Source organism: Psychroflexus maritimus, from assembly GCF_011089875.1.
GTDB classification, from domain to species: domain Bacteria; phylum Bacteroidota; class Bacteroidia; order Flavobacteriales; family Flavobacteriaceae; genus Psychroflexus; species Psychroflexus maritimus.
In genome coordinates, this window is sequence record NZ_JAANAS010000116.1 from 1 (window position 1) to 26806 (window position 26806).

18 protein-coding genes are annotated in these 26806 nt (G+C 35.1%); 16 read left to right on the plus strand and 2 right to left on the minus strand.

Going from position 1 to position 26806, the window contains the following annotated elements:
• The 12 genes from G7034_RS11350 to G7034_RS11405 form a co-directional block, all read left to right on the plus strand.
• A partial coding sequence (locus G7034_RS11350) for a T9SS type B sorting domain-containing protein (protein WP_166401075.1) occupies nucleotides 1-282 on the plus strand: 282 nt, incomplete at its 5' end.
• Between the two features lie 591 nt (nucleotides 283-873).
• A complete protein-coding gene (locus tag G7034_RS11355) occupies nucleotides 874-2256 on the plus strand; it encodes an MFS transporter (RefSeq protein ID WP_166401076.1) in 1383 nt (460 codons plus the stop codon).
• Nucleotides 2249-2902 carry a beta-phosphoglucomutase gene (pgmB, locus tag G7034_RS11360; RefSeq protein WP_166401077.1) on the plus strand — a complete coding sequence of 218 codons (654 nt, stop codon included), beginning with the start codon at nucleotides 2249-2251 and terminating at the stop codon, nucleotides 2900-2902. The genes G7034_RS11355 and pgmB overlap by 8 nt, the downstream gene beginning before the upstream one ends.
• 18 nt (nucleotides 2903-2920) lie before the next feature.
• Nucleotides 2921-5230 (plus strand): glycoside hydrolase family 65 protein, encoded by a 2310-nt coding sequence (locus G7034_RS11365; protein ID WP_166401078.1) that lies wholly within the window; start codon nucleotides 2921-2923, stop codon nucleotides 5228-5230.
• The gene (locus G7034_RS11370) at nucleotides 5230-7086 is read left to right on the plus strand and encodes a glycoside hydrolase family 13 protein (RefSeq protein WP_166401079.1); all 1857 of its coding nucleotides are present in this window, start codon (nucleotides 5230-5232) and stop codon (nucleotides 7084-7086) included. Before G7034_RS11365 ends, G7034_RS11370 begins: the two co-directional genes overlap by 1 nt.
• Nucleotides 7087-7090: 4 nt before the next feature.
• Nucleotides 7091-8095, plus strand: coding sequence for an alpha/beta hydrolase (locus G7034_RS11375; RefSeq protein WP_166401080.1), 1005 nt, complete (start codon nucleotides 7091-7093; stop codon nucleotides 8093-8095).
• A gap of 2 nt (nucleotides 8096-8097) precedes the next feature.
• On the plus strand, nucleotides 8098-10473 hold the full coding sequence (locus G7034_RS11380) for a TIM-barrel domain-containing protein (RefSeq protein ID WP_166401081.1): 2376 nt from the start codon (nucleotides 8098-8100) through the stop codon (nucleotides 10471-10473).
• A 10-nt stretch (nucleotides 10474-10483) separates the two neighbouring features.
• On the plus strand, nucleotides 10484-11926 hold the full coding sequence (locus G7034_RS11385) for an alpha-amylase family glycosyl hydrolase (protein ID WP_166401082.1): 1443 nt from the start codon (nucleotides 10484-10486) through the stop codon (nucleotides 11924-11926).
• A gap of 329 nt (nucleotides 11927-12255) precedes the next feature.
• Entirely contained in the window at nucleotides 12256-13647 is a 1392-nt protein-coding gene (lpdA, locus tag G7034_RS11390) for a dihydrolipoyl dehydrogenase (protein WP_166401083.1), read from the plus strand.
• A gap of 141 nt (nucleotides 13648-13788) precedes the next feature.
• The gene (locus tag G7034_RS11395; protein ID WP_166401084.1) at nucleotides 13789-14586 is read left to right on the plus strand and encodes a TrmH family RNA methyltransferase; all 798 of its coding nucleotides are present in this window, start codon (nucleotides 13789-13791) and stop codon (nucleotides 14584-14586) included.
• 21 nt (nucleotides 14587-14607) lie between these two features.
• The gene (locus G7034_RS11400) at nucleotides 14608-16368 is read left to right on the plus strand and encodes a M23 family metallopeptidase (protein ID WP_246166840.1); all 1761 of its coding nucleotides are present in this window, start codon (nucleotides 14608-14610) and stop codon (nucleotides 16366-16368) included.
• Between the two features lie 4 nt (nucleotides 16369-16372).
• Nucleotides 16373-18832, plus strand: coding sequence for a TonB-dependent receptor (locus G7034_RS11405; protein ID WP_187349897.1), 2460 nt, complete (start codon nucleotides 16373-16375; stop codon nucleotides 18830-18832).
• Nucleotides 18833-18843: 11 nt separating this feature from the next.
• On the opposite strand, the gene G7034_RS11410 is transcribed toward G7034_RS11405, so the two are convergent.
• Both G7034_RS11410 and G7034_RS11415 read right to left on the minus strand, forming a co-directional pair.
• Complete coding sequence (locus G7034_RS11410) at nucleotides 18844-19518, minus strand: superoxide dismutase (RefSeq protein ID WP_166401085.1); 675 nt, start codon at nucleotides 19516-19518, stop codon at nucleotides 18844-18846.
• Between the two features lie 169 nt (nucleotides 19519-19687).
• A complete protein-coding gene (locus G7034_RS11415; protein WP_166401086.1) occupies nucleotides 19688-20152 on the minus strand; it encodes a hemerythrin domain-containing protein in 465 nt (154 codons plus the stop codon).
• A 405-nt stretch (nucleotides 20153-20557) separates the two neighbouring features.
• On the opposite strand from G7034_RS11415, the gene G7034_RS11420 reads away from it, so the two are divergent.
• From G7034_RS11420 to G7034_RS11435, 4 genes are all read left to right on the plus strand, one after another.
• On the plus strand, nucleotides 20558-21694 hold the full coding sequence (locus tag G7034_RS11420; protein WP_166401087.1) for a hypothetical protein: 1137 nt from the start codon (nucleotides 20558-20560) through the stop codon (nucleotides 21692-21694).
• Between the two features lie 65 nt (nucleotides 21695-21759).
• Nucleotides 21760-22893 (plus strand): imelysin family protein, encoded by a 1134-nt coding sequence (locus G7034_RS11425; protein WP_166401088.1) that lies wholly within the window; start codon nucleotides 21760-21762, stop codon nucleotides 22891-22893.
• 38 nt (nucleotides 22894-22931) lie between these two features.
• Complete coding sequence (locus tag G7034_RS11430) at nucleotides 22932-24293, plus strand: HTTM domain-containing protein (RefSeq protein WP_166401089.1); 1362 nt, start codon at nucleotides 22932-22934, stop codon at nucleotides 24291-24293.
• Nucleotides 24283-26766: a TonB-dependent receptor domain-containing protein gene (locus tag G7034_RS11435; RefSeq protein ID WP_166401090.1), complete on the plus strand. Its 2484-nt coding sequence runs from the start codon at nucleotides 24283-24285 to the stop codon at nucleotides 26764-26766. Before G7034_RS11430 ends, G7034_RS11435 begins: the two co-directional genes overlap by 11 nt.
• The last annotated feature ends 40 nt before the right edge of the window (nucleotides 26767-26806 follow it).

Below are 26806 nucleotides of genomic sequence, written 5' to 3' on the forward strand. Positions count from 1 at the left end.
GTTTCTTTAATCGATTACCCAAAATTCTTCACTCCAAATGAAGATGGATTTAATGATTCTTGGAATATAATTGGATTAGCTAATCAAAGTAATGCTAAGATTTACATCTTCGATCGTTATGGGAAACTGCTCAAGCAATTAAGTCCAAGTAGTGAAGGATGGGATGGAACTTATAACGGTAAGCCCATGCCCAGTAATGATTACTGGTTCAAAGTAGAATACACCGACCCCAGAACAGGAAACAGAAAGACCTTTAAGTCGAATTTTACGTTGAAGAGGTAAAGCCCTAAAAGCCCCTCCCTAGCCCTCCCCAAAGGGGAGGGAACTAAGCCCCCTAACCCCCGAAGGGGAGACTTAAAAAGCAGAACGTGATTAGCATGATGCGGCACCTCGTTTCTCGGTGTGACAAAACCCTCATTAACTTGTCATTCCGGAAAATTCCCCATCCTCATTGAACTGTCATTCCGGAAAATTTCCCCATCCTCATTGAACTGTCATTCCGGAAAATTTCCTAAGAAATTTATCCGGAATCTCTCCGTAATGAAAACACAAATAAACTACCTAACCAAAGACATGTTCAGAATTCCAATCCATAAGATTCCGCATCTCGTTATCGCTCGTGCGGAATGACAAAAGGAAGGGGAAGTGCGGTATCTCCCCGCAATGAGAACAAAACTATCAATTCAAAAATAAATATCAACATCTAACGTTATAGTAACTCATAACCAAGAATATGACCTGCAAAAAATTTTAAAAAATAAAGATTTCATCTATATTTGTTATTGAATTTTGAGAACTTATACTTTTACTTCCAATTTGAGATAGGTTTTTTTTGAAATTCGAAAAGCTTATCGTTAATTAAAACGAGACGATATGCAAAAGCGTAAACTGAGTTTTTTGGAAATCTGGAACATGAGTTTCGGTTTCTTAGGAATTCAAATGGGGTTTGCTTTGCAAAATGCAAATGCAAGTCGTATTTTACAAACTTTTGGTGCCGATGTGCATCAGCTTTCATGGTTTTGGATCATTGCTCCTTTAATGGGACTAATTGTTCAACCTATTGTTGGTTATTATAGCGATAAAACTTGGTCTAAGAAATTAGGACGTAGGCGTCCTTATTTTTTAGCGGGAGCTTTATTTGCTTCGTTGGGTCTAATTTTTATGCCTCAAGCCGATATTTTTGTCGCATTCCTTCCTGCTTTGTGGGTGGGAGCTGGTTTCTTAATGATTATGGATGCTTCATTCAATGTGGCAATGGAGCCCTTTCGTGCTTTAGTTGCCGATAATCTTAGAAACGACCAACGAACACTTGGTTTTAGTGTACAAACCGCACTTATTGGAATCGGAGCTGTGGTTGGATCCTGGTTGCCTTATGCCTTAGCAAACTTTTTTAATATTTCTTCAAAAGCTTCAGATGGAGCTATTCCTCCTAATTTAATTTGGTCGTTTGTAATTGGAGCCTTGATTTTAGTAGCTTCAATTTTGGTGACGGTTATTTTTACCAAAGAATATTCGCCGGAAGAAATGAAAGCGATAGAAAAAGCCAAAGCGAAGAAATTTGATGAAATTGAGGAAGTAGATTTACCGGAGTCGAAATTAACTGATGTGTTTTCAGATTTTATGAAAATGCCATCAACTATGCGCCAATTAAGTTGGGTGCAATTTTTCTCTTGGTTTGGACTTTTTGGAATGTGGGTATTTACAACACCCGCCATAGCCCAACACATTTACGGTTTACCTGTTTCTGATTCTTCTAGCGAAACTTATAATGAAGCTGGCGATTGGGTAGGCGTTTTGTTTGGTGTGTATAATTTAATTTCAGCTGGTTTTGCTTTTGCTTTACCAAGTATTGCTAACAAGTTAGGAAGAAAAATCACCCATTCTATTGCCTTATTAATCGGTGGACTAGGCCTAATTTCAATTTATTTTATGCCGAACGAATTATGGCTTATTGCGCCTATGATTGCTATTGGTATTGCTTGGGCAAGTATTTTAGCTATGCCGTATGCCATTTTAGCGGGAAGTATTAATCCTAAAAAAATGGGGGTTTATATGGGGATTTTCAATTTTTTTATTGTGATTCCTCAGATTGTTAACGCTCTAATTGGCGGACCCTTAGTGAAATACGCTTACGGAGATCAGGCTATTTTTGCCTTAGTCACCGCAGGAGTTAGTTTAATCATTGCTGCTATTCTAGCATTAAAAGTCAATGATGTAGATGATGAAAACGAATTAGAATTAGAATTAGATGAGTAAAAAAGCAATTATTTTTGATTTGGATGGAGTTATTGTGGATACTGCAAAATTTCACTTTTTGGCGTGGAGAGATTTAGCTAATAAACTCGGAATAGACTTCACTGAAAAAGAAAATGAACAGTTGAAAGGCGTGAGTAGAGTACGTTCTTTAGAAAAAATTTTGGCCTGGGGAAATAAAGAACTTTCTTCGGAAGATTTTGAGCAGTACATGCAAGAAAAAAATGAAAACTATTTGAAGTATGTGGACCAACTTACGCAAGCTGATATTCTTCCTGATGTTCACAAACGTTTGGAAGAATTAAAACAAAAACAACACCCTATTGCATTAGGTTCGGCAAGTAAAAACGCAAGACGAATTTTAAAGCAAATGCAACTTACTCATTATTTTGATGCGATTGTTGATGGCAATGAAGTCACCAAAGCGAAACCCGATCCAGAAGTGTTTTTGAAAGCAGCCGAACTATTAAAGGCTTCTCCAGAAGATGCAGTTGTTTTTGAAGATTCTGTAGCTGGTGTTCAAGCGGCTAATCAAGCGCAGATGCTAAGTGTGGGTATTGGAGAAAAATCGGTTTTAGGTGAAGCTGATTATGTATTTAAGGATTTTACTGAAATATCAGATAAGGTTTTTCAGCAAATAACAAATTAACAAAATAAAATTATTCAAATGAATCAAGTATATATCACTCCCAATGAATGGTCTGTTATTGAAGAAGGTTTTAATGCGGAACGCGTTATGTCTTCAGAAAGCTTATTCAGTTTAGGAAATGGCGCCATGGGACAACGTGCTAATTTTGAAGAAAATTACTCTGGTGAAACTTTTCAAGGAAGTTATATAGGCGGGGTTTATTATCCTGACAAAACCCGTGTGGGTTGGTGGAAAAATGGATATCCTGAGTATTTTGCCAAGGTTCTTAATGCGCCCAACTGGATTGGAATTCGTGTTTTAGTGAACAATTGCGAACTGGATTTGAATACTTGCCAGAAAATTTCTAATTTCAAGCGTGAGTTAAATATGAAAGAAGGTTGGCACAAAAGAAGCTTCCAAGCTATTTTAGAAAATGGCATTGAAGTGAAAGTAGAAGCGCTTCGATTTCTGAGTTTATCACATGATGAAGCTGGAGCCATCAATTATCAAGTAACTCCAATTCATCAATCGGCTGAAATTACTTTTATTCCTTATTTGGACGCTGGCATTAAAAACCAAGACTCCAATTGGGATGATCAATTCTGGGAAATCACCAATGTTGAAAACACTACCAATCAAGCTTTTATTGAATCGCATACCTTAAAAACGCTTTACCATGTAGGAACTTTTATGGAATCGAAGTTGTTTTTGAACAACGAAATTCAAGCCATACAACCGCAAGTTGAAAAATCAAAATCGCATGTAGCTTTTCATTATTCGGTAGCTGTTGAAGCTGGTCAAACGGCCAGTATTCAAAAGTTTGCAGGTTATGTTACTTCCTTAAATCACGATGCTTCTCAATTAATTGATGCTTCAAAAAATGTACTGAATGAAGTCACTTCCATTGGTTTTGAAGGCCTTTTACAAGAACAAATTGAGGCTTGGGCCAACATTTGGGAAATGAGTGATATTGTTATTGAAGGCGATGTGAAAGCACAACAAGGCATTCGATTTAATATTTTTCAGTTGAATCAAACCTATTCGGGTAAAGACGAACGCTTAAATATAGGTCCTAAAGGATTTACAGGAGAAAAATACGGCGGAAGTACCTATTGGGATACAGAAGCTTATTGCTTGCCGTTTTATATGGCGACAAAAAATCAGGAGGTGGCTAAAAACCTATTGATTTATCGCTACAATCATTTGGATAAAGCCATTGAAAATGCTGAAAAGCTCGGATTCAAAAACGGTGCGGCTTTGTATCCTATGGTTACAATGAATGGGGAAGAATCGCATAATGAATGGGAAATTACCTTTGAAGAAATTCACCGTAACGGAGCCATTGCTTTTGCTATTTTTAACTACCACCGCTTTACAGGAGATTATTCGTACATTCCTGAAATGGGAATGGAAGTACTCATCGGGATTGCTCGTTTTTGGCAACAACGGGTGAATTATTCAGAAGACAAGAAAAAATATGTAATGCTTGGCGTTACAGGGCCTAATGAATACGAAAATAACGTAAACAACAATTGGTACACCAATTATATTGCCAAATGGTGTATGGAGTACATGCTTGAAAATTTAGCCATTCTGGCGAAAGATTTTGCTTCAGATTACAAACGTATTCTGAAAAAAACCAAGCTTAAAGATGAAGAAATTGAGGCGATGAAAGAAATTTCAGCCAATATGTATTTCCCTTATTCTGAAAAATACGATGTGTATTTACAGCAAGATGGATTTTTAGATAAAGATATTGCTACCGTAGATCAGTTGAATCAAGAAGAACGGCCAATTAATCAATTTTGGTCGTGGGATAGAATTTTGCGTTCGCCTTATATCAAACAGGCAGATACCTTACAAGGATTTTACTTTTTTGAAGACCAATTCAGTAAAGAAGAATTAGAAAAACACTTCGATTTCTATGAGCCATTAACGGTTCATGAATCTTCCTTATCGCCTTGTGTACATTCCGTGCAAGCTGCCAAATTAGGAAGAATGGAACAAGCTTATGAATTCTACTTGAGAACCTCGCGTTTAGATTTAGACGACTACAACAGGGAGGTTGATGAAGGTTGCCACATTACAAGTATGGCGGGAACTTGGATGAGTATTGTAGAAGGTTTTGGAGGAATGCGTGTAAAAGATAATGCCTTGCATTTTGAACCACAAATTCCTGAAAACTGGAAATCTTATACCTTTAAAGTGAATTTTAGAAACACTGTTTTAAGTATTCAAATTACTCAAGATGGCTTTGAAATTTCAGCCGACAAAGAAGTGAAAGAAAGCATTAAGGTGTTTGGTAAAGAAATTTCGCCAGTAATCACCACTCAAAAAGTAAATTCATAATGAAGAAATTAATTGTATTCAGTCTCTTTGTATTTGCCTCTATTCAAGCTTTTGCTCAAATTGAACGAGTTGAACCACCACATTGGTGGGCAGATATGAAGTATCATGAAATTGAGTTGATGTTTTATGGTGAAAATTTAGGCGACTATAAAGTGGATGTTTCGGATGGTGAAATCACTTCGGTAGCTTCAGCCGATAGCCCAAATTACCTTTTTGTGACTTGGAATACAAAAGGAATTTCGACTAAAACAGTAGAATTCGATTTCAAAAAAAAGCGAAAAACTCTTTTTACACACCAATTTGAATTGAAAAAGCGAACTGATAATTCAGCAGAAAGACAGGGTTTTACAAGTGAAGACGCTATTTATTTAATCACCCCCGATCGTTTTGCCAACGCCAATCCTGATAACGACATTGTTGAGGAAATGCGTGAGAAAAAGCTTGACCGCGCTGATGATTATGCACGTCACGGTGGTGATATTCAAGGAATAATTCAGCATTTAGATTATGTAGAAGATATGGGCTTTACAGCGCTTTGGCCAAGTCCGTTATTGGAAAATGATATGGACGAAGCTTCTTATCACGGCTATGCCATTACCGATTTTTACCGTGTTGACCCGCGTTTTGGAACCCTTGAAGAATACAAAGAATTAGTTGAAAAAGCCAACGAAAAAGAGGTAAAAATCATCATGGATATGGTGGCTAATCATTGTGGATCAGGGCATTGGTGGATGGAAGATTTGCCGTTTTCAAATTGGTTAAATTACCAAGAACTTTATGAAGGAGGTAAAGAAGCTCCGAATTCCAGTCATAAACGTACCGTAAATCAGGATCCTTACGCCTCTGATTACGATACCGATATGATGAAAAAAGGATGGTTTGTACAAACTATGCCCGATTTGAATCAAAAAAATAAATTCATGGCAAGGTATTTAATTCAAAATTCCTTGTGGTGGGTGGAAGAATTAGGTTTACAAGGAATTAGACAAGATACTTATCCGTATCCAGACAAGCAATTTTTGTCAGATTGGGCAGGTACCATTATGGAGGAATATCCTAACTTTAATATTGTAGGCGAAGAATGGTCTTACAATCCTTTAATTGTAGGGTATTGGCAAGATGGTCAGCAAAATTTTGATGGATACCAATCCAATTTGAAATCGGTGATGGATTTTCCTATGCAAGGAGCAATCATTAATGGATTAAAAGAAGACGAAGAAAGTTGGGGTAATGGATTGACAAAAATTTACGAAGCCTTGGCTAACGATTTTTATTATCCCAATCCCTTAGATGTGATGGTTTTTGCCGATAACCATGATAAAAGTCGAATTTTTACGCAATTGGATGGCGATATTGAATTAAATAAAATGGCGATGGCTCTTTTGCTTAGTCTTCCTAGAACTCCTCAAATTTACTATGGAACTGAAATTTTAATGGAGGATTTTGATAATCCAGGCGATCACGGTTTGATTAGAACCGATTTTCCTGGAGGTTGGGAAGGTGATGAAGTAAATGTATTTACCGAAACTGGACTTAGCCCAGAGCAATTAGATTTTAAACACTATTTGAGGGATTTATTGAAGTTTAGAAAATCTTCTAAAGCCCTACAAATTGGAAAAGCTAAGCATTTTGAGCCTTTTGACGGAATGTATTTTTTATTTAGAATACATGAAGAAGAAGTGGTACTCACCGTGATTAATAAAAATGAAGTGGCTCAACAAGTAGATTTGAAGCGTTTTGCAGAATTAAAATTGAATGGGAAAAAATTTATAGACTTAGGCTCAGGCCATTCTTTCATTTGGAAAGAAGATCTAGAGTTAAATCACGGAGTTCATCTATTTACCTCTAAAAAATAAACCTATGAAAATCGTATGTTTATCTCTTTTTTCATTATTTTTCCTAGCCTCGTGTAAACAAGAAAAAGTTTCAACTGAAAATAAAACAAAAGAAGTTGTTGCAGTTCAAAAAGATTTTGCAGAAGTAGATAGCGTTTTTCTTTCAGCAGGAAAATTATACCGTATTGAAAATTTTGAATCTAATTTTGTGAGTAGCAGAAATATTGATGTTTGGGTTCCTGATAATTATTCAGCTACTACAGCTTATGCCACTTTGTATATGCACGACGCACAGATGTTGTTCGATTCTACTTCTACTTGGAACAAACAAGAATGGAAAGTTGACGAAACACTAAGTCGTTTAATGAAGGAAGAAAAAATTAAACCCACTATTGTTGTTGGTATGTGGAATGTTAATGAAGACCGGCATACGGATTACTTTCCACAGCAAGCTTGGGAAAATCTTTCCGACTCAACTCGTCAAGCTGTTTTAGATAAAAATCATGCGCAAAGCGAAACACTTTTTAGCAAGGAAATTAATTCTGATAACTATATTAAGTTTATTACCGAAGAAGTTTTGCCTTTGGTAGAAACCAACTTCAATGTAAGTCGAAACTTGAAAGATCGAGCTGTTGCAGGTTCAAGTATGGGCGGATTGATTTCTTGGTACACGGTCTTAGAAAAACCAAACTTGTTCAGTACAGCCATTTGCTTATCAACGCATTGGCCTGGTGCCATGCCAATTGAAAATAACCCTATTCCAGACGAATTTTTTAGCTACATCAAAGAAAATTTACCAAAGGCACCGAGCAATCATAAATTTTATTTTGACTTTGGAACGGAAACTTTGGATGCGTTGTATCCGCCTTTTGAAGAAAAAGTGAATGAAGTTTTTGCTTCCAAAAATTATAAGGAGGCGTCTTTTAGAAACCTAAAATTTGAAGGAACAGGCCATAGCGAAAATGCTTGGAATCAACGTTTACATATTCCGTTAGAATTTGCTTTACATCCAGAACCATCAATTGATTAGTTATGAATAGAATAGTTACTTCATTATTTCTAGTTTTTCTTTATTGTTTTCAAGTTGAAGCACAACAAACCGAGTTTAAAAGCTTTGAACAACAAAATGAATATTCATTTTTACTAGAAACTAATACGGGTTTTTATCAATTTGAATTTATCAATCGTGAAAGTTTACAAGTTAGTTTTTTAGCAGAAGCTACAGAAAAATTGCCGATGTCTCATGCTGTTGAAATTGCTGAATCAAAAGTATCGATTGAACCAAAAATCAGTAAAAAAACCATTCAGTTTTCAACTTACGGAATAGGCGTTGAGATACAAAAACAGCCTTTTGAAATTCGCTACACCTATAAAGGCGAAGAATTGCTTCAACATAAAAATGGATTTTCAGCAGAAGCAGTAAAAGTAGATTTCAAAATAGATGAAAACGAAATTATAATGGGTGGCGGTGCTCGTGCTTTAGGAATGAATAGGAGAGGACATCAACTTCCTTTATACAATCGGGCGCATTACGGTTATGAAACCCGTTCAGAACAAATGAATTTTACTTTACCAATTGTTTTTTCATCCAAAAAGTATTTGCTTCATTTTGATAACCCAACTACAGGAAATTTGGATTTAGATTCGCAATTCAATAATACCATTACCTATCAGGCCTCATCTGGAGCCAAGCGTTTTCAACTAATAGCAGCAGAAAATTGGGAAAATATTCTTCAAAATTATACCACTTTAACAGGAAAACAACCTTTACCTGCACGTTGGACTTTAGGGAATTTTGCCAGTCGATTTGGTTATCATTCGCAAGAAGAAACCGAAATGACGGTTGCTAAATTTAAGAAAGAGCAAATTCCATTAGATGCGGTGATTTTAGATTTGTATTGGTTTGGAAAAGAAGTAATGGGCACGATGGGAAATTTGGAATTTGAAAAAGATTCCTTCCCCAATCCTGAACGAATGATGAGAGGGTTGAAAAACAAAGGCATAAAAACCGTTTTAATTACCGAACCTTTTATGTTGAAGACTTCAAATCGTTGGGAAGAAGCGCTGCAAAATGATGTTTTAGTTAAAGATTCTACAGGACAAGCGGCAACCTATGATTTTTTCTTTGGAAATACGGCACTAATTGACGTATTTGACCCTAAAGCTAAAAATTGGTTTTGGAATATTTATAAAAAACTAAAAGCGCAAGGCGCAACAGGTTGGTGGGGTGATTTAGGCGAACCCGAAGTGCATCCTGAACATTTAATACATTATGGCAATAAAAAAGCCAATGAAGTCCATAATATCTATGGAACAGAATGGGCGAAGATTATTTTTAACAATTACCAAAACGAATTTCCCAAAGAGCGTCCATTTATTTTGATGCGTGCCGGTTACTCTGGTGCACAAAAATATGCCATGATGCCATGGTCTGGCGATGTAAACCGAACCTGGGGCGGATTTCAGTCGCAACCTGAAATTTCTTTACAAATGGGAATGCAAGGCTTGGGTTATATGCATTCAGATTTAGGAGGGTTTGCAGGCGATTTGTTAGATGATGAGTTGTATGTTCGCTGGTTGCAATACGGTGTTTTTCAACCCATTTACAGACCACATGCACAAGAAGATGTAGCAGCAGAACCTGTTTTTAGAAGCGATTATGCCAAAAATTTAGCTAAAAAAGCCATCGAATTACGCTATCAATTATTACCGTATAATTACCAGTTGGCTTATGAAAATTCAACTTTAGGTTTGCCTTTGATGCGCCCTTTATTTATAGAAGAACCCAATCATTTTGAACTGTATAACATCAGCCAAACCTATTTATGGGGAAATGATTTCTTGGTTTCGCCTGTTTTAGAAGCTGAACAAACAAAGAAAAAAGTATATTTTCCATCCACTAACAGTTGGTTTGATTTTTATACCAATGAAAAATTTGCAGGTGGAAAGTATGTTTCTGTAGCTACCCAAGAAGAAAATATTCCTACTTTTGTTCGTGCCGGGGCGTTTATTCCTTTGGCTGAAATACATCAAACAACAGAAGATTATCGATTTAATAACATCACTTTCAAGTATTATTTTGATGAAGCGGTTGAAGCTTCCCAACGAAGCTTTTATAATGACGATGGAAAAACGGCAAAGTCTTTTGAAAACAAAGCTTACGAAATACTTCATTTAGGCTTTGAACATTTTGAAGCGGTAAGTGAGCTTCAAATTGAGCATGAAGAAAAGCAAAATTTCAATTCAGATTTAGATGAAATTCATTTGGAACTTATCAACTGGAAAAAAAGACCTACTTCAGTGCTTTATAATGGAAACTCAATTCCTTATGCCTATGAAAATCAACGATTAATTATCAAAAACATTCCTATTCAGAAAGGAAAAACACAATTATTAATTAGACACTAAAATTAAAAACATGAACAAATTAATTAGTTTAGGATTTTGCGTTTTACTTTTCGCATCATGCGCAGAAGTAAAGAAAGAAGAAGCTAAAAAACCTTTAGAAAAAGAAGAGCAATCTCAAGAATTGAAAGTTAGCAATGAAGCTTTAGAATCGGCTGTGATTTACGAAGCCAACATTCGTCAATATTCGCCAGAAGGAACTTTTGAAGAATTTACCAAAGATATTCCGCAATTAAAGGAGTTAGGTGTGAAAGTAATTTGGTTGATGCCTATTTACCCGATTTCGATGAAAAACAGAAAGGCCACTGATGATTTGTCTATTGAAGATATTGAAGACGAAAAAGAACGTGAGAAATACCTTGGAAGCTATTATGCGATTTCAGATTATACCGCTGTTAATCCAGAATTTGGAAACATGGAAGATTTTGAGAATTTGGTTGAAACTGCGCATGAAAATGGAATGTATGTGATTTTAGATTGGGTAGCTAATCACACTGGCTGGGACCATGCTTGGCTAGAAGAACATCCTCAATATTACGTAAAGAACAAAGATGGAGAAATCACCGATCCAATCAATACAGAAACTGGTGAAACTTGGGGATGGACCGATGTTGCTCATTTGGACTATGACAATCAGGAGCTTAGAGAAGCCATGAAAAACGAAATGAAATTTTGGGTGGAGGAAATGAATGTGGATGGTTTTCGATGTGATGTAGCTGGAGAAGTGCCTACCGATTTTTGGGAGCCTACTGTAGCCGAGTTACAAAGCATTAAGCCCTTGTTCATGTTGGCGGAAAGCGAGAAAAAGGATTTATTTCATGAGGCTTTTGATATGGGGTATAATTGGGAAGGTCACCACATTAAAAATGAACTAGCCCAAGGAAAAATGAAGGTCTCTGATTGGGATGATTATATGGCGAAGATTGATACCACTTACCAAAAAGATGATTATTTAATGAATTTCTTAACCAACCATGATGAAAATTCATGGAATGGAACCATTGACGAAAGAATGGGAGATGCTAAATGGGCTATGCTTGGATTAGTTTATACCTTACCAGGAATGCCTTTAATTTATAGTGGCCAGGAATACGATATGGGCCACCGATTAAAGTTTTTTGAAAAAGATGAAATTCCGAAAGAAAAAGGCAAAATGTGGCCGATGTTAGAAAAGTTAGGTAAATTAAAGAAGACTAATAAAGCTCTTCACGGGGCAAAAGAAAGTGCCGATTATGAACGATTAACAACTTCTGATGACGAATACGTGCTGGCCTTTAAACGTGAAAAAGACGGTGATGTAGTGGTGTTTATTGCTAATTTTACCGATGAGGAAAGAAGCTTTAGCCTTGATTTTGAAGGAGAATTCACAGATTTTGAAACGGGTGAACAAGATTTTATACATCTAAAAGAAGAAATGACTTACCCAGCTTGGGGATATCAGATTTTAGTAAAATAATTAACTCGGTTTGAATAGCTTAAAAACCACTTTCATTTTTTGGAGGTGGTTTTTTATATGTTTAACCATTGGTTTTAATTTCCTGATTTGAAAATTTCAAAAGTAATTAAAAATATTGATTGAAATAATGAAATAGTGAGCCTTAGGATTTCTAATTATAGAAATGAACTATTTACCATTTCATAGAACTATTATGTTGTAAAAGGGACAGCACTCCATTTTTCTTAATTTATCTTGCCTGGGTTTCACAAATTTCAATTAAGTAATCGCTATTCGGCGGAATATTATTAATTTAGCATTTTTAAAATTTTGAAGAAAAATCGAAGGATATGAGTAAATACGATGTTATTGTTTTAGGAAGCGGTCCAGGTGGATATGTTACGGCCATTAGGGCTTCGCAGTTAGGAATGAAAACTGCTGTAATTGAAAAAGAAAGCCTTGGTGGGGTTTGCTTAAACTGGGGTTGTATTCCTACAAAAGCTTTGCTTAAAAGTGCTAAAGTATTTGACTTTTTGAAGCATGCTGATGACTACGGATTAAAAGTAGAGAAGGCAGATAAAGATTTTACTGCCGTTGTAAAAAGAAGTAGAAATGTAGCTAACGGAATGAGCAAAGGTGTTCAATTCTTGATGAAAAAAAATAAAATTGACGTTATTGAAGGTCATGGTAAAGTAAAACCTGGCAAAAAAGTAAGCGTTGAAGATAAAGACGGTAAATCTAAAGACTACGAAGCCAAACATATAATTATTGCTACGGGTGCACGTTCTAGAGAATTGCCTTCATTGCCTCAAGACGGTAAGAAAGTAATTGGTTACCGTAAAGCTATGACTTTAGAAAAACAACCTGAATCCATGATTGTGGTTGGCTCTGGAGCCATTGGTGTAGAGTTTGCAAGCTTTTACAATTCTATGGGCACAAAAGTTACTATTGTTGAGTTTCAGCCACGAATTGTACCTGTTGAAGATGAAGATATTTCAAAAGGATTCGAAAAAATCTACAAGAAAAAAGGAATCAAAATCATGACTAATTCTTCTGTAGAAAAAGTAGATACTTCAGGGAAAAAAGTAAAAGCTACAGTTAAAACCAAAAAAGGAGAAGAAATTCTTGAAGCAGATGTTGTTCTTTCTGCAGTTGGAATTAAAACAAACATCGAAAACATAGGTCTTGAAGAAGTTGGAATTAAAACCGATCAAGACAAGATTGTAGTGAATGATTACTACCAAACTAATGTGCCCGGTTATTACGCTATTGGTGATGTTACTCATGGTCCTGCCTTGGCTCACGTAGCTTCAGCTGAAGGAATTCTTTGCGTAGAGAAAATTTCAGGAATGAAAGTAGAAGCTTTAGATTACGGAAATATTCCTGGATGTACCTATTCAAATCCAGAAATTGCTTCGGTTGGAATGACTGAAAAACAAGCCAAAGAAGCAGGTTATGAACTTAAAGTAGGTAAATTCCCTTTCTCTGCTTCTGGTAAAGCAAGCGCTGAAGGAAGTAAAGATGGATTTGTAAAAGTGATTTTTGACGCTAAGTATGGCGAGTGGTTAGGTTGCCACATGTTAGGTGCAGGTGTAACCGATATGATTGCTGAAGCCGTTTTAGGTAGAAAATTAGAAACTACTGGGCATGAAGTATTAAAAACTGTTCATCCACACCCAACTATGAGTGAGGCTGTGATGGAAGCAGTTGCAGATGCCTATGACGAAGTGATTCACTTGTAAATTTTCCAAATAATAATATTGAAGATAAATAAAATCTCTGCTTGTTTTTTGCCTTTACGAAATCAGTAAAATCGAATAGGTATGAAAAAAGCAGAGTTTTTTTAATGAGTTATTTACTGAAAGCATAAATCATAAAAACAAATGAAACACATAACTAGCTTTCAAAACCCAAGTATAAAAAACTTGCTTCAGTTGCAATCAAAGTCGAAGCAAAGACGAAAGCAAAATGTATTTGTGGTGGAAGGGCAACAGGAAGTAGATTTATGCCAATCAAGTGGATTTGAGTTTGTGGAGGTTTACTTTTGTCCAGAGTTGTATGATGAAGCCAAGTTGAAGTCTGTTGCATTAAACAATGCTGAGGTAAATTCAGTTTCAGAAAAAATCTATCAAAAAATAGCCTATCGAGGAGGGACTGAGGGCATAATAGCTATTGTGAAAGCCAAAAAAAGCACAATAGCTGAAGTGAAATTCGCTAACCAAACCCCTTTAATTCTTGTTGTTGAAGCTCCAGAAAAGCCAGGAAATATTGGCGCATTGTTAAGAACGGCCGATGCCTCTGGAGTAGATGCTGTATTGATAGCCGATTTAAAAACCGATCTTTATCATCCAAACACTATACGTTCTAGTGTAGGAACAGTATTTACCAATCAAATAGGAGTGGGTACTTCTACTGAAATAATTAATTTTCTTCAGTCTAATTCAATAGCCATTTACGCGGCTATTTTACAAGAAGCAAAAGACTACACAGCAATTGATTTTACTTCTGCGTCGGCATTAGTAGTAGGTACAGAATCTTCAGGATTGACAGAACAATGGCGAGAAGCATCGCGACAAAATATAATTATTCCTATGCAAGGAAAAGTTGATTCTATGAATGTTTCAGTAGCAACTGGTGTACTTCTTTTTGAAGCTGTAAGGCAAAGAAAAACAAGTACCTAAGCTTTGTAAATTTTCAAAAAAATGAGTTTATGCTTTTTAAATTCAGTAGAATTTATTTATTTTGAAACACTAACAACCAATTCTAAAAACATGTTTCGATTTATTTTAAGTTCGTTTTTCTTTTTTCCACTATTGATTTTCTCACAAATTAATGTGCCTCAAGAGTATTTTAAAAAACCAATGGACATTCCTTTAGTTTTATCAGGAACTTTTGGAGAGCTTAGGTCTAATCATTTTCATGCTGGAATTGATATAAAAACCAATCAAGAAATAGGCTTGCCTGTAAAGGCATCAGCCGAAGGTTATATTAGCCGGATTAAAATTCAGCGGTTTGGTTATGGAAGAGCTTTATACATTCAGCATCCTAACGGATACCAAAGTGTTTATGCCCATTTAAGTAAGTTTAACGAAGAAATTGAAGCTTTTGTTAAGCAAAAACAATACGAAGAAGAATCCTATGAGATTGAACTTTTTCCTGAAGAAAATCAATTTCAAGTAAAGCAAGGAGAAATCATTGCTTTATCGGGTAATTCGGGTTCTAGTGGCGGTCCGCATCTGCATTTTGAAATTCGCGATTCGTCTTCTCGTCCTATGAATCCATTTCTGTTTGGTTTTGAAGAAATTGAAGATACAAGAAAACCTAGAATAGGAAGTCTTTGGGCTTATACTTTTGGAAATGAATCTCAAGTTGGAGGAATTCAAGGCAGACAACGCATACAATTGTTTCAAACCCAAGGAGGAGATTACAAGACAAATCCTATAAAAGCAAAAGGAAAAATTGGCTTTGGTTTAAGTACAGATGATCAACTTAATTTAGCGATAAATAGAAACGGAGTATATAAAATTGAATCCTTTCTTAATGGCGCAAAACACTTTGAGCTTGCCTATAACCTTTTTTCTTTTGCAGAAACAAGATACTTAAATTCGGCGATAGATTACGGATATTTCAAGGAGCATAAAAAGAAAATTCAGAAGCTTTTTATACCTGAGAATAATCCGTTAAGCGTCTATACTTTTAATAATAAAAGAGGTGTTTTAGAAATTTTAACTAATGATTTTTCCTTCAATTACGAAATTAAAATCTATGATTTTGCGGGTAATACAAGACGCATTCAAATACCTATTGAATATTCTGAATTACCTATCACTCAGGTGCTTCCCAAAGAAGAAACACCTTATTTTGCTTATGCTCAGCAAGCCACTGTCTTTGAAGATAAAAATATTGATGTTTATATACCAAAAGGCGCATTGTATGAAGATACTTACTTGAAAATTGAATTTAGTAAGAACGCTGTTAACTTACATGACTATAGAACACCACTTCATAAAAACATACAATTAGGCTTTGATTTACCCAGTTATAGTGATTTGAGCCAAGCTTATATTGCCAATGTTATGCCTTGGGGAACTAAATTTTATGTAAACACCAAGCAAAAAAGTAATCGCCTAACTGCTACAACCAAAACTTTTGGAAAGTTTGAATTAGCCTTTGACCGGACACCTCCAACAATAAATCCATTAAATTTTCGTAATAAGAAGTGGATGTCTAATTACAACACCTTAGAAGTTGAAATTGATGACAAAGAAACAGGGATTCAGGATTACAGAGCAACAGTAAATGGTAATTTCTTATTAATGGAATACGATTATAAGACCAAACAATTAACCCATTATTTTGAAGAAGGTGTTTTTAAAGACGGAAAAAACGATTTTAAGCTGATTGTTACCGATAAAGTGGGAAATACAACTATATTTGAAGCTGAAATTTACAGGAAAAATTAATTCATTGAAAACCTATTGGTTATATATTTTTTTTATTTTAATTGGTTCTTTTGTTCAAGCACAAGAGGCTACAATTAAAGGAATTATATTTGACGAAAACAATACTCCTATTCCAGGCGCTGATGTAAGTTATGGCAATACAGGAACAATTACAAACGAAAACGGATTTTATATCCTTAAAATTCCAGCCAATCAAAAACTTCAATTAAAGGTCTTTTTTTTAGGTTTTGAACCTATTAAAACTAGCATTAAGCTTCCTAAAGATTCAGAAGAAGAGCTAAATTTTGTTTTAAAAATAGATCAGGAGCAGATTGGTGAAATTATTATTAGTGCGGATGCTCGTTCCAGAATAGAAGGTGTAACAACCTTATCGCCTTCAACGGTAAGAAAAATTCCAGGAGCCAATCCTGGGGTAGAAAATATTTTAAATACCCTTCCCGGGGTAAATTCTAATAACGAACTTTCTAGTCAGTATTCCGTTCGTGGTGGAAGTTTTGACGAAAACTTGGTCTATGTTAATGAAATTGAAGTGTATCGTCCTTTTTTAATACGAAGTGGACAGCAAGAAGGTTTAAGTTTTGTAAATACAGATTTGGTTAGAAATGTAGATTTTTCAGCTGGAGGATTTCAGGCAAAATACGGTGACCGAATGTCTTCAGTATTGGATATAACCTACCAACGTCCTGTTGATTTTGAAGGTACTTTTGAGGCTAGTTTTTTAGGAGGAAGTGCTTCCTTAGGAGGAATTTCTAAAGATAAAAAATTTACAGCTATTGGTGGAATTAGATACAGAGATAACAGCTTATTTGTAAACGCTAAACAAGTAGAAGCTAGTTTTAGACCACGTTTTGCAGATGCACAAACTTATCTTACTTATAATTTTAGCCCCAAATTTGAATTGAGTTTCTTAGGAAATATTGCTATCAATACTTATGATTATACCCCTTTTACTCGACAAACCAATTTTGGAACAGTTCAAGAACCAAAAGCTTTATTGGTTTTTTATGAAGGTCAAGAACAAACCCAATATGAGACTTATTTTGGCGCTTTAAAGGGGAATTATAAAGTCAATGAAAATTATACCGCAAAATTAATTACTTCTGTTTACCATACCCAAGAACAAGAACATTTTGACCTATTAGCACGCTACCGAATTGGAGCGGTAAATTCTAATTTTGGCGATGAGAATTTTGGAGAAGTTGAATTTACTGAAGGAGCAGGAGGGCAGTTTAATCACGGAAGAAATGATTTGGATGCCTTAATTTTTAACCTGCAACATTTAGGGCGTTATAAAATTGAAGAACACCAGATTGATTATGGAATAAAATATACCCGTGAAGATTTTAGAGATCGATTACAAGAATACGAAATGGTAGATTCTGCAGGTTTTTTTATTCGCCCACCAAGAGAAGAATTTATTAATGATCAACCTTATAATCCAAACACCAATCCTATAGAGCCTTATGAACGAATTAGGGCTTTCAACGAAACTCAAGTCAATCGATTTTCAAGCTTTCTACAATGGAGCCATCAAACTGAAATTAATCAACATAAAATTTGGCTGAATGCTGGAATAAGAAATCAAATTTGGAACGTTCAAGGTAGAGAAATCGAATCTAATACGCAGTCGGTTGTAAGTCCACGTGGGCAAATTTCCATCAAACCAAACTGGAAGAAAGATATGGTATTTCGAGTCTCTGGAGGGTATTACCATCAGCCCCCATTTTACCGTGAGTTGAGAGATACAACAGGGGTTGTTCAACCAGCTGTAAAAGCACAAGAATCTATTCATTTAGTTGTTGGTAATGACTTTAGTTTTCAGCTTTGGGATAGGCCTTTTAAACTAGTTTCTGAAGCCTATTATAAACAGATGACCAATGTTAACCCATTCACTATTGAGAATGTTAGGATTCGATATCGTGCTAGAAATGACGTAGAAGCTTATGCGTATGGTTTAGATTTAAGACTTAATGGCGAATTTGTACCTGGAACAGATTCTTGGATGACATTCAGTTACATGAAGACCGAGGAGCAACAAGAAGGAAGAGAGTTTATTGCTCGTCCAACCGATCAACGGCTCAAGTTTGCCATTTTATTTCAAGATTATATAGAAAAGTTTCCAAAGATGAAAGCCTATTTGAATATGGTTTACAATACGGGATTTCCCGGTGGTTCGCCACGCTTTGAGGATCCTTACAATTTTCAAACTCGACTACCAGATTACCAACGGGTAGATGCCGGTTTTATGTACGACATTATAGACGAGAATGATGAAGGTAAGCACAAAAATTTCCTAAAACACATCAAGTACTTGAGCATTGGTTTTGAAATTTTCAATGTATTTGATCGTTTAAATTCGATCACCAACACTTTTGTAAGAGATGCTTCTTCTCAAAATCAGTTTGCTATTCCAAACTTTTTAAGTCCAAGGGTATTTAACCTTAGGCTGAATTGTAGATTTTAAAATTTAAATTATTAATCTTGTAGCGCTCTCGCATAGTTGTGGCTAACCGACTCCCAATTGATGATAGACCATATATTAGATAGATATTTACCTCTTTGGTTTTGATAAGTTAGGTAGTAGGCGTGTTCCCAAACATCAATACCTAAAATTGGAGTTCCTTGGTCTTCTTCAGGAACTACATCCATTAGTGGATTATCTTGATTTGCAGTGGTTACAATCTTTAACTTTCCATCTTTAGTTACTATTAACCAACCCCAACCAGAACCAAATTGAGCGGCAGTTTGCTGGTTCATTTTTTCAATCAGTTGTTTAGGGCTGCCAAATTCTTTTTGAATAGCTTTTTTTAGTTCTAAACTCATTTCAGATTTTTCAGGACTTAAGCTATTCCAGAAAAGTCCATGATTGTAGTAACCTCCTGCATTATTCCTCAGGTTAGAGGAATAAGAAGAAATATTCATTAAAATTTCTTCAATTGTTTTTTTTGAGTTAACCTCCTCTTTTTTAATTGCCTTGTTGAGTTTGTTGGTGTAACCTTGGTGATGTTTGCCATAATGAATTTCCATAGTTTGTTGGTCAATTACCTCTGTAAAAGCATCAGTAGGATAAGGTAAATCGGGCAAATCAAATTGCGCATGTGAAGACAAGCTAAAAATAGTGATTAAAATAAATGTATAGTAAGTTTTCATAGTTTATATTTTTTTCAAATGTATTAATTTTCAGTCTTAAATGCTAGCTTATTAACACTATCAATTCTTCACGTTAGTATGTTTCTGTATCGCTTTAAATTTTTCTCAAAAGGGACAATGAGCTAAATAGCTCTACTTAAAATAAATAACTAGGATTATAGAAAGTTACTTATTTCCAAAATTGTTCTGGCCAGAAGGCGCATTTAAGCTGTTCTTGATGAATCTTTGAGAATGCTTCTAGTTGTTCTTCAGTTGAAATTTCTTGAATTTCATTAAACAGAATTCGTTCTTCAAAGCGAATATGTTTTTCAATCAAATTATATAATTCAACTATTTGATCTGTAGAGCGAGATTTTTTAAAAATAAGTTTTTTGATTGTTAAATGAAAATCGCGTGCTTTTTCCGTATGATCTAAAAAATTAAATCTTGCAAATAATTCATTTTCTTCAAAGTTAAAATGTTTATTTAAGTAGGTTTCCCAAAACCAATTGATGTATTTATTAATGCTATATAAATCAGCTTTTTTATTAATTCCCTTCTTAAGTCGCAAACCAAAAATTAAAATGTCATGATGTTCTCTACTTAAGTTTTTGAGAGCAGTATGCCTTTTTATGGGTTTGTTATTCCTATCCATTTCTACGATTTGTTCTGTTCAAAGGTAAAAAAACTTGCCAAATGTATTTAAATAAGTTTACTTGATTAAAACAAAAGAACTGAGATCAAGTGTTGAACCTAACTTTATTTCTTCAGGTTCAATTTTCGAATTTTTTAATCTTATTTTATAATAAGGCATTAATATCATTTATAGGTTTTTAGCCCTACAACACACCGCCAATCTAACATTTAGTTGAAATCACTACAATTAACCAAATTTTAGTTGAGAAAGACGATGCTTATTTATGCTGTTTATAAAGGTGAACTGAAATGCCAATTGGTAAACCTTCATTAATTCTTAAAGTTTTATTTATATTTAATCTAGATAAACTTTGTTATTTAGAATGATTCCATATATTTGCACCAAAATTAAAATATTTATCAAATGAAAATTGTAAAACATTCTCAATTAGCCGTTCTTTCTGGCATTTTAGCTTTTAGCTTATGGTCTTGTTCTGATGATGACAACAACGACCTTCAAAACTTAACAATACCTTCTACTTACGTTTCTGAAAACTACGACCTTAATGTAGCCACAGAAGATCAGGTAATAACTGAGCTTGGGAGTTTAACTTCCGCTGTAAATGCTGCTGAAGCCGCAGCACCAAATGCTGGAATTTCTTCCATTGAATATCCTGCTACTCTTGCTTCAATTACAGAGCCAAATTACAAAAACCTGATAGATGCTTGGCTAACAGAATTGGTCAATGCGGCAAACTCTAGCGAAGGATTTGTTAATCCAGGTTTAGGAAATACTCCAGATGCTAGTAGCCAAGGTGGACTTTTAGGCACCCGACTTCTTGACGAATATGGTCTTGAGCTTGAACAAATGATAGAAAAAGGTTCCTTTGGTGCGGCACTTTACAACCATGCTCTTTCAGTTGTTAATAATATTAAAATGGGTGAAGAAGGATTTACAGACAGTGAAGCTATTGACCGACTTGTAGAAATTCATGGTACTCAACCTGATTTTGATGTAGCTGAGGTAACAGCCGCCGCTAAATATTCTAGAAGACGTTCAGACTTAACTTCCCAAACTGGATTTTTCTTTGACATACAAACTAATTTAATTACTGCAAAAGCGGCGATGGAGGCTGGAAGTGATTTTACATCGGAAAGAGATGACGCTTTAGATGAGTTTTTATTAAACTGGGAAAAATCTAACTTTGCAACCGTAATTTTTTACTGTAAATCTACTATAGACCAACTTAATGCAGCCTTTCAATTGGCAGATGGTGAACAACGAGATATTGCTTTAGGAAATGCTATGCACGCCTACGGAGAAGGAGTAGCTTTTGCTCACGGATTAAAACGTATTCCGGGTAAACAAATTACTGATAGTGAAATTGACTTTATTCTTAGCGAACTCAAAGCAGTTGAAGGTGAGAACCCTGAAAGTTATCAGTTTTTAAATGATACCAACTTGCTACAAAATCTTGATGGCTTAATTGGTTATATTCAAAATATCTATAACTTTACCGACGCAGAAGTTGAAAGTTTTTATGTAAATAACACTCCTTAAAAATTAATATAATTAGTGGACTTCCCTCAAGGGAAGTCCACTAATTTTTACTAAATATATTTGCTATGAAGTTTACAAAAAAATATTTTTTATTTGTCTTTTTGGTGGCTGTATGTTCACTTGTGGCCTGCTCAGATGATGACTCCGATGGAGAGAATAACCCATCAAACAATTTTGATAGAAGTCAAATGCTTAACAATTGGGCGGATAATCTGATTATACCTTCCTACCAAAACTTTGTTGCCGAAACAAATGCTTTAAAGTCTGCTTCCGATGCCTTTTTAACAGAAACTAACGCTGAAAATTTAGCTAATTTAAGAACTGCATGGGAAACGGCTTATGTAGTTTGGCAAACTGTTGAAATGTATGATATTGGTCCAGCGAGAGATTTAGTTTTAAGATCTTTTGTGAATACTTATCCAACCAATGCAGCTAACATTAATTCGCTTATCGAAGAACAGAATTACAACCTCGCCGACCCAAACCTTAATGATGAACAGGGTTTCCCCGCATTAGATTATTTGCTTTTTGGCTTAGCTGAAAGCGATGCTGAAATTTTAAATCGGTTTGATAATGATTTTAATGGAGAAAAATACAGACAGTACTTAACTGATGTGGTAGATAGGATAGATTTTTTGAGCAATCAGGTTTTAGCTGAATGGCAAAATGGATACCGAGATGTTTTTGTACAAAATTCAGGGACTTCTGCCAACAGTTCTACCAACAGAATGGCTAACGTGTTTATGGAGTTTTACGAAGTAAGATTAAGAAATGGAAAAATTGGATTTCCAGCAGGGGTGTATTCTGGCGGAGAGCCACAACCTACTAGAGTGGAGGCTTTTTACAAAAAAGATTTATCAAAAGTTCTTGCTATTGAGGCATTGCAAGCACATCGTGCTTTCTTTAATGGTAATGCTATTAATGCAGACACTACTGCTGAAAGTTTTGCAGATTACCTGGACTTTTTAGATACCATCAAAAATGGCGAAAATTTATCAAGTTTAATAAATGATCAATACGAAGTATCAATTAGTAACATCAATGAGTTAAATGATAGCTTTTATAATCAAATTAATACTAATAATAATAGCATGCTAGAAGCCTTTGAAGACCTACAAGATAATGTAGTGTTTTTAAAATCTGATATGTTTTCTGCTTTGAGCATAGCCTTAGAATTTGACAGTGGTGATGGAGACTAATTGCCTTATTTATAATGCTTAATTTTTAGGCTAAGACTTTGAAAAACAATTTTTTAACATATTTAGCAACACCTGTAAAAGCCGCACCTCTTGCGGTTTTTAGAGTTTTATTTGGCCTTTTAATGCTTTACACTACTTTACGTTTTGTAATGCAGGGCTGGGTAGATAAATATTATATTGAACCACAATTTCACTTTAAGTATTGGGGATTTGAATTTGTAGAGTCTTTGGGCGTTTACACGTATATTTTATATGCTATAGCACTGCTAGCAGCCTTAGGAATAATGCTTGGCTTTAAATACAGGTGGTCGGCTTTGTTATTCTTCTTGAGTTTTACTTATTGCGAACTCATCGACAAAACTTACTACCTCAACCATTACTATTTTGTTAGTATCATAAGTTTTTTATTGATTTTTTTGCCAGCTAATGCCTATTTTTCAATCGATGCTAAGTATGATAAAAATATTGCCTTTACTAAACTACCAAGGTATAACATTCTTATTGTTCAGTTGATGCTTAGTATTGTATATTTTTATGCAGGTCTAGCTAAAATAAACTCAGAATGGCTACTTAATGCTATGCCATTGAAAATTTGGTTGCCATCTCGCTATGATTTACCGCTTTTAGGTGATTTGTTTCAATTGGAATGGATGCATTATGTAATGAGTTGGAGTGGCATGCTATACGACATTAGCATTCCTTTTTTATTGTTTTATAAACGAACACGCGTTCTGGCTTTTATACTAGTGGTAGTTTTTCACATCATGACGAGGGTGCTTTTTCCTATAGGAATATTTCCTTATGTGATGATTTGTTCGACCCTAATCTTCTTCGATGCTTCCTTTCATGAAAAAGTTATTGCTTTCTTCAAAAAGCTTTTCAGATTTCAATGGAAACAACAACCAGCTGTTCTTGAATGGACACCTAACTTAAAGAATAAAGCACTTGCTACATTTTTTATTCTTTTTTTTAGCTTTCAATTACTTTTCCCTTTTAGGTATATGTTGTATCCAGATGAATTATTTTGGACTGAAGAAGGCTATCGGTTTTCATGGCGTGTAATGCTAATGGAAAAAGGCGGTTATGTTCAATTTAAGGTAGTTGACCCCTCTACTGGTCAATGGTTTTATGTAGAAAACCAAGAATTCCTTACTGAATACCAACAGAAACAAATGCGTATTCAAGCCGATTTTATTTTGCAATTTGCTCACTTTTTGGAAGCATATTATCAAGAAAAAGGGATTGCTAACCCTGAAATATATGTCAACAGTTTTATTGCTTTGAATGGTCGATTAAGCAAACCTTACATCAACCCAAAAACAGATCTTACAAAAGTTAAAGATACTTGGCTTCACAAAGATTGGATTTTACCTTTTAACGAAAAAATTTATGGTTTTTAAACAATTGGTTGTTTTTATATGTTTGTTTGCTTCATTAGGCTTACAAGCACAAATTTCACTTCAAGGTAAAGTCCTTAGTGAAGAAAATCAAAAACCCATTAAAAATGTACAAATTTGGGATACTTCTTCTGGAAAAACAGCCCTCAGTGATGAAGAAGGTAATTTTAAGTTTGAAAGCTTAGCTGCTGGTCAACGAAGTTTAGTTTTTTTAATTGATGATTATGCCTACGACGAAAAAATAATCAACTTAGAAGCTGATGCTGATATTTTATTTAGATTGAAGCAATCTATTAGTTTGTCTGAAGTTGTAATTCAAGCAAAAAAAAGGGAACTTTTTCAGTTAAGACGTTTAAATGACGTAGAAGATTTGCAAGTAAATGCAGGTAAAAAAAACGAAGTTGTACTTGTAGGTCAAATGATAGGAAACAAATCCAATTCTAATGCTAGGCAAGTCTATGCCCAAGTTGCTGGCCTCAACATATACGAAAGTACAAATTGTGGCCTGCAGCTCTCTATTGGAGGTCGGGGTTTAGACCCCAATAGAACTTCTAATTTTAATACTCGGCAGAACGGTTATGATATTAGCGCCGATGTGCTCGGTTATCCCGAAAGCTACTATACTCCTCCAACGGAAGCTTTAGAAGAAATACAAATTATAAGGGGAGCGGCTTCTCTTCAATACGGTACTCAATTTGGAGGATTAATAAATTTCAAATTAAGGACGCCTTCCGCTCAACCTCTTGAAGTAATAACTAGACAATCCTTCGACACCAACTGTGGGTTTTCAAGCTTTAATAGTATTAGCGGAACAAATGGAAAATTTAGCCATTACACCTATGTTAATTATAAGAATAACTTAGGTATGGCACCTAGAGATAACATGAGTCTTGAAGCCATTAATGCCTATACTAACCTAAATTACCAGTTTACTGAAAGCACTAAGCTAGCTATAGAATACACGCATTTAAGCTATTTAGCTCAACAAGCAGGTGGGCTTACAGATGTTCAGTTTAACGAAGATCCAACATTTAGCAATCGAACTCGAAATTGGTTTCGCGTTAATTGGAATTTGTTAACAGCAAAATTCAATCATCAACTTTCAGAAAAAAGTAAATTAAGTTTCATTGCCTGGGGAATGAATTCTTCAAGAGATGCCATAGGTTTTAGAACCGATCGAGTTTCGCAAATAGATAACTTAGATGAACCTAGAGATTTGGAACGTGGTAATTTTGTGAATTGGGGAGCAGAGTTCAGGTATTTAACCGAATATAAAATTGGAACTGATATTAATTCTACCTTGCTTTTGGGGAGTAAATATTACCATGCTAAAAATGCTCAGAGACAAGGCCCAGGTTCACGAGATGCAGAAGCTAATTTTGATTTTATCAATTATCCTGTAGCCGAATTACCTACAGAATTGCGTCAATCTGATTTTGATTTCCCTAACCTTAATGTAGCCTTTTTTGGTGAAAATATTTTTTATCTCAATGATAAATTTTCTGTAACGCCTGGCCTAAGGCTGGAGTATATCAAGACCGAAGCAGAAGGCACTTACCGTTCTGTAAATCGAGATCTAGCAGGAAATGCGCTGCAAGATTCTACTTTTGTAGATCAACGATCACGTGAACGAATGATTCTTTTAGGTGGAGTAGGGGTAAGCTACAAACCCAAGAAATTTGCAGAAGTGTATGCTAATCTATCCAGGAATTACCGCTCGGTTACCTTTAATGATATACGCATTGTCAATCCTTCTTTTCAAGTAGATCCTAACATTAAAGATGAAGATGGTTTCACCGCAGATGTTGGTTTTCGAGGACGCTATAAAAAGAAGCTTTCCTTTGATGCTAATGTTTTTGGTCTATGGTACAACGATATTATATCTGAAGTGCAGAAAGTAGGTACTCGAATTAATGCTTTTGGTGAGGAAGTACCAGCTGGTCGAGTTGTTCGTTTTAGAGGAAATATAGGAAATGCTTTGATTTACGGATTAGAAAGCCTAGTAGAATGGAACATTAAAGAAAGTTTTTTCAAAAAATATAATGAAATTCAATTGAACTATTATGTCAATCTCGCCTTGACTCAGTCGGTTTTTGTGAATTCTGAAGAAACTGGAGTAGAAGGCAACGAACTTCCTTTTGTGCCTAATCTTAATCTTCGAACTGGATTAAAAGCTGGCTACAAAAACTTCCTGTTAGATTTTCAATACTCTTACCTTTCAGAACAATTTACAGATGCTACTAATGCACCTCAGGACTTAAATGACAACCAAAGTGGAATAATTGGAACTATACCGGCGTATGGAGTTTTTGACCTTTCTTTTTCCTATCGTCATCGAAAATGGACATTAGAAACAGGGGTAAACAACTTGTTAGATGAATCCTATTTTACCCAGCGGGCAACAGGCTACCCAGGGCCTGGTATTATTCCTGCTTTGCCAAGAAGCTTTTACGCTACGTTAGAGTTTAAGTTTTGATGAAGAATTTTAGCCAACCTCCTATAAATATGACTTTAGT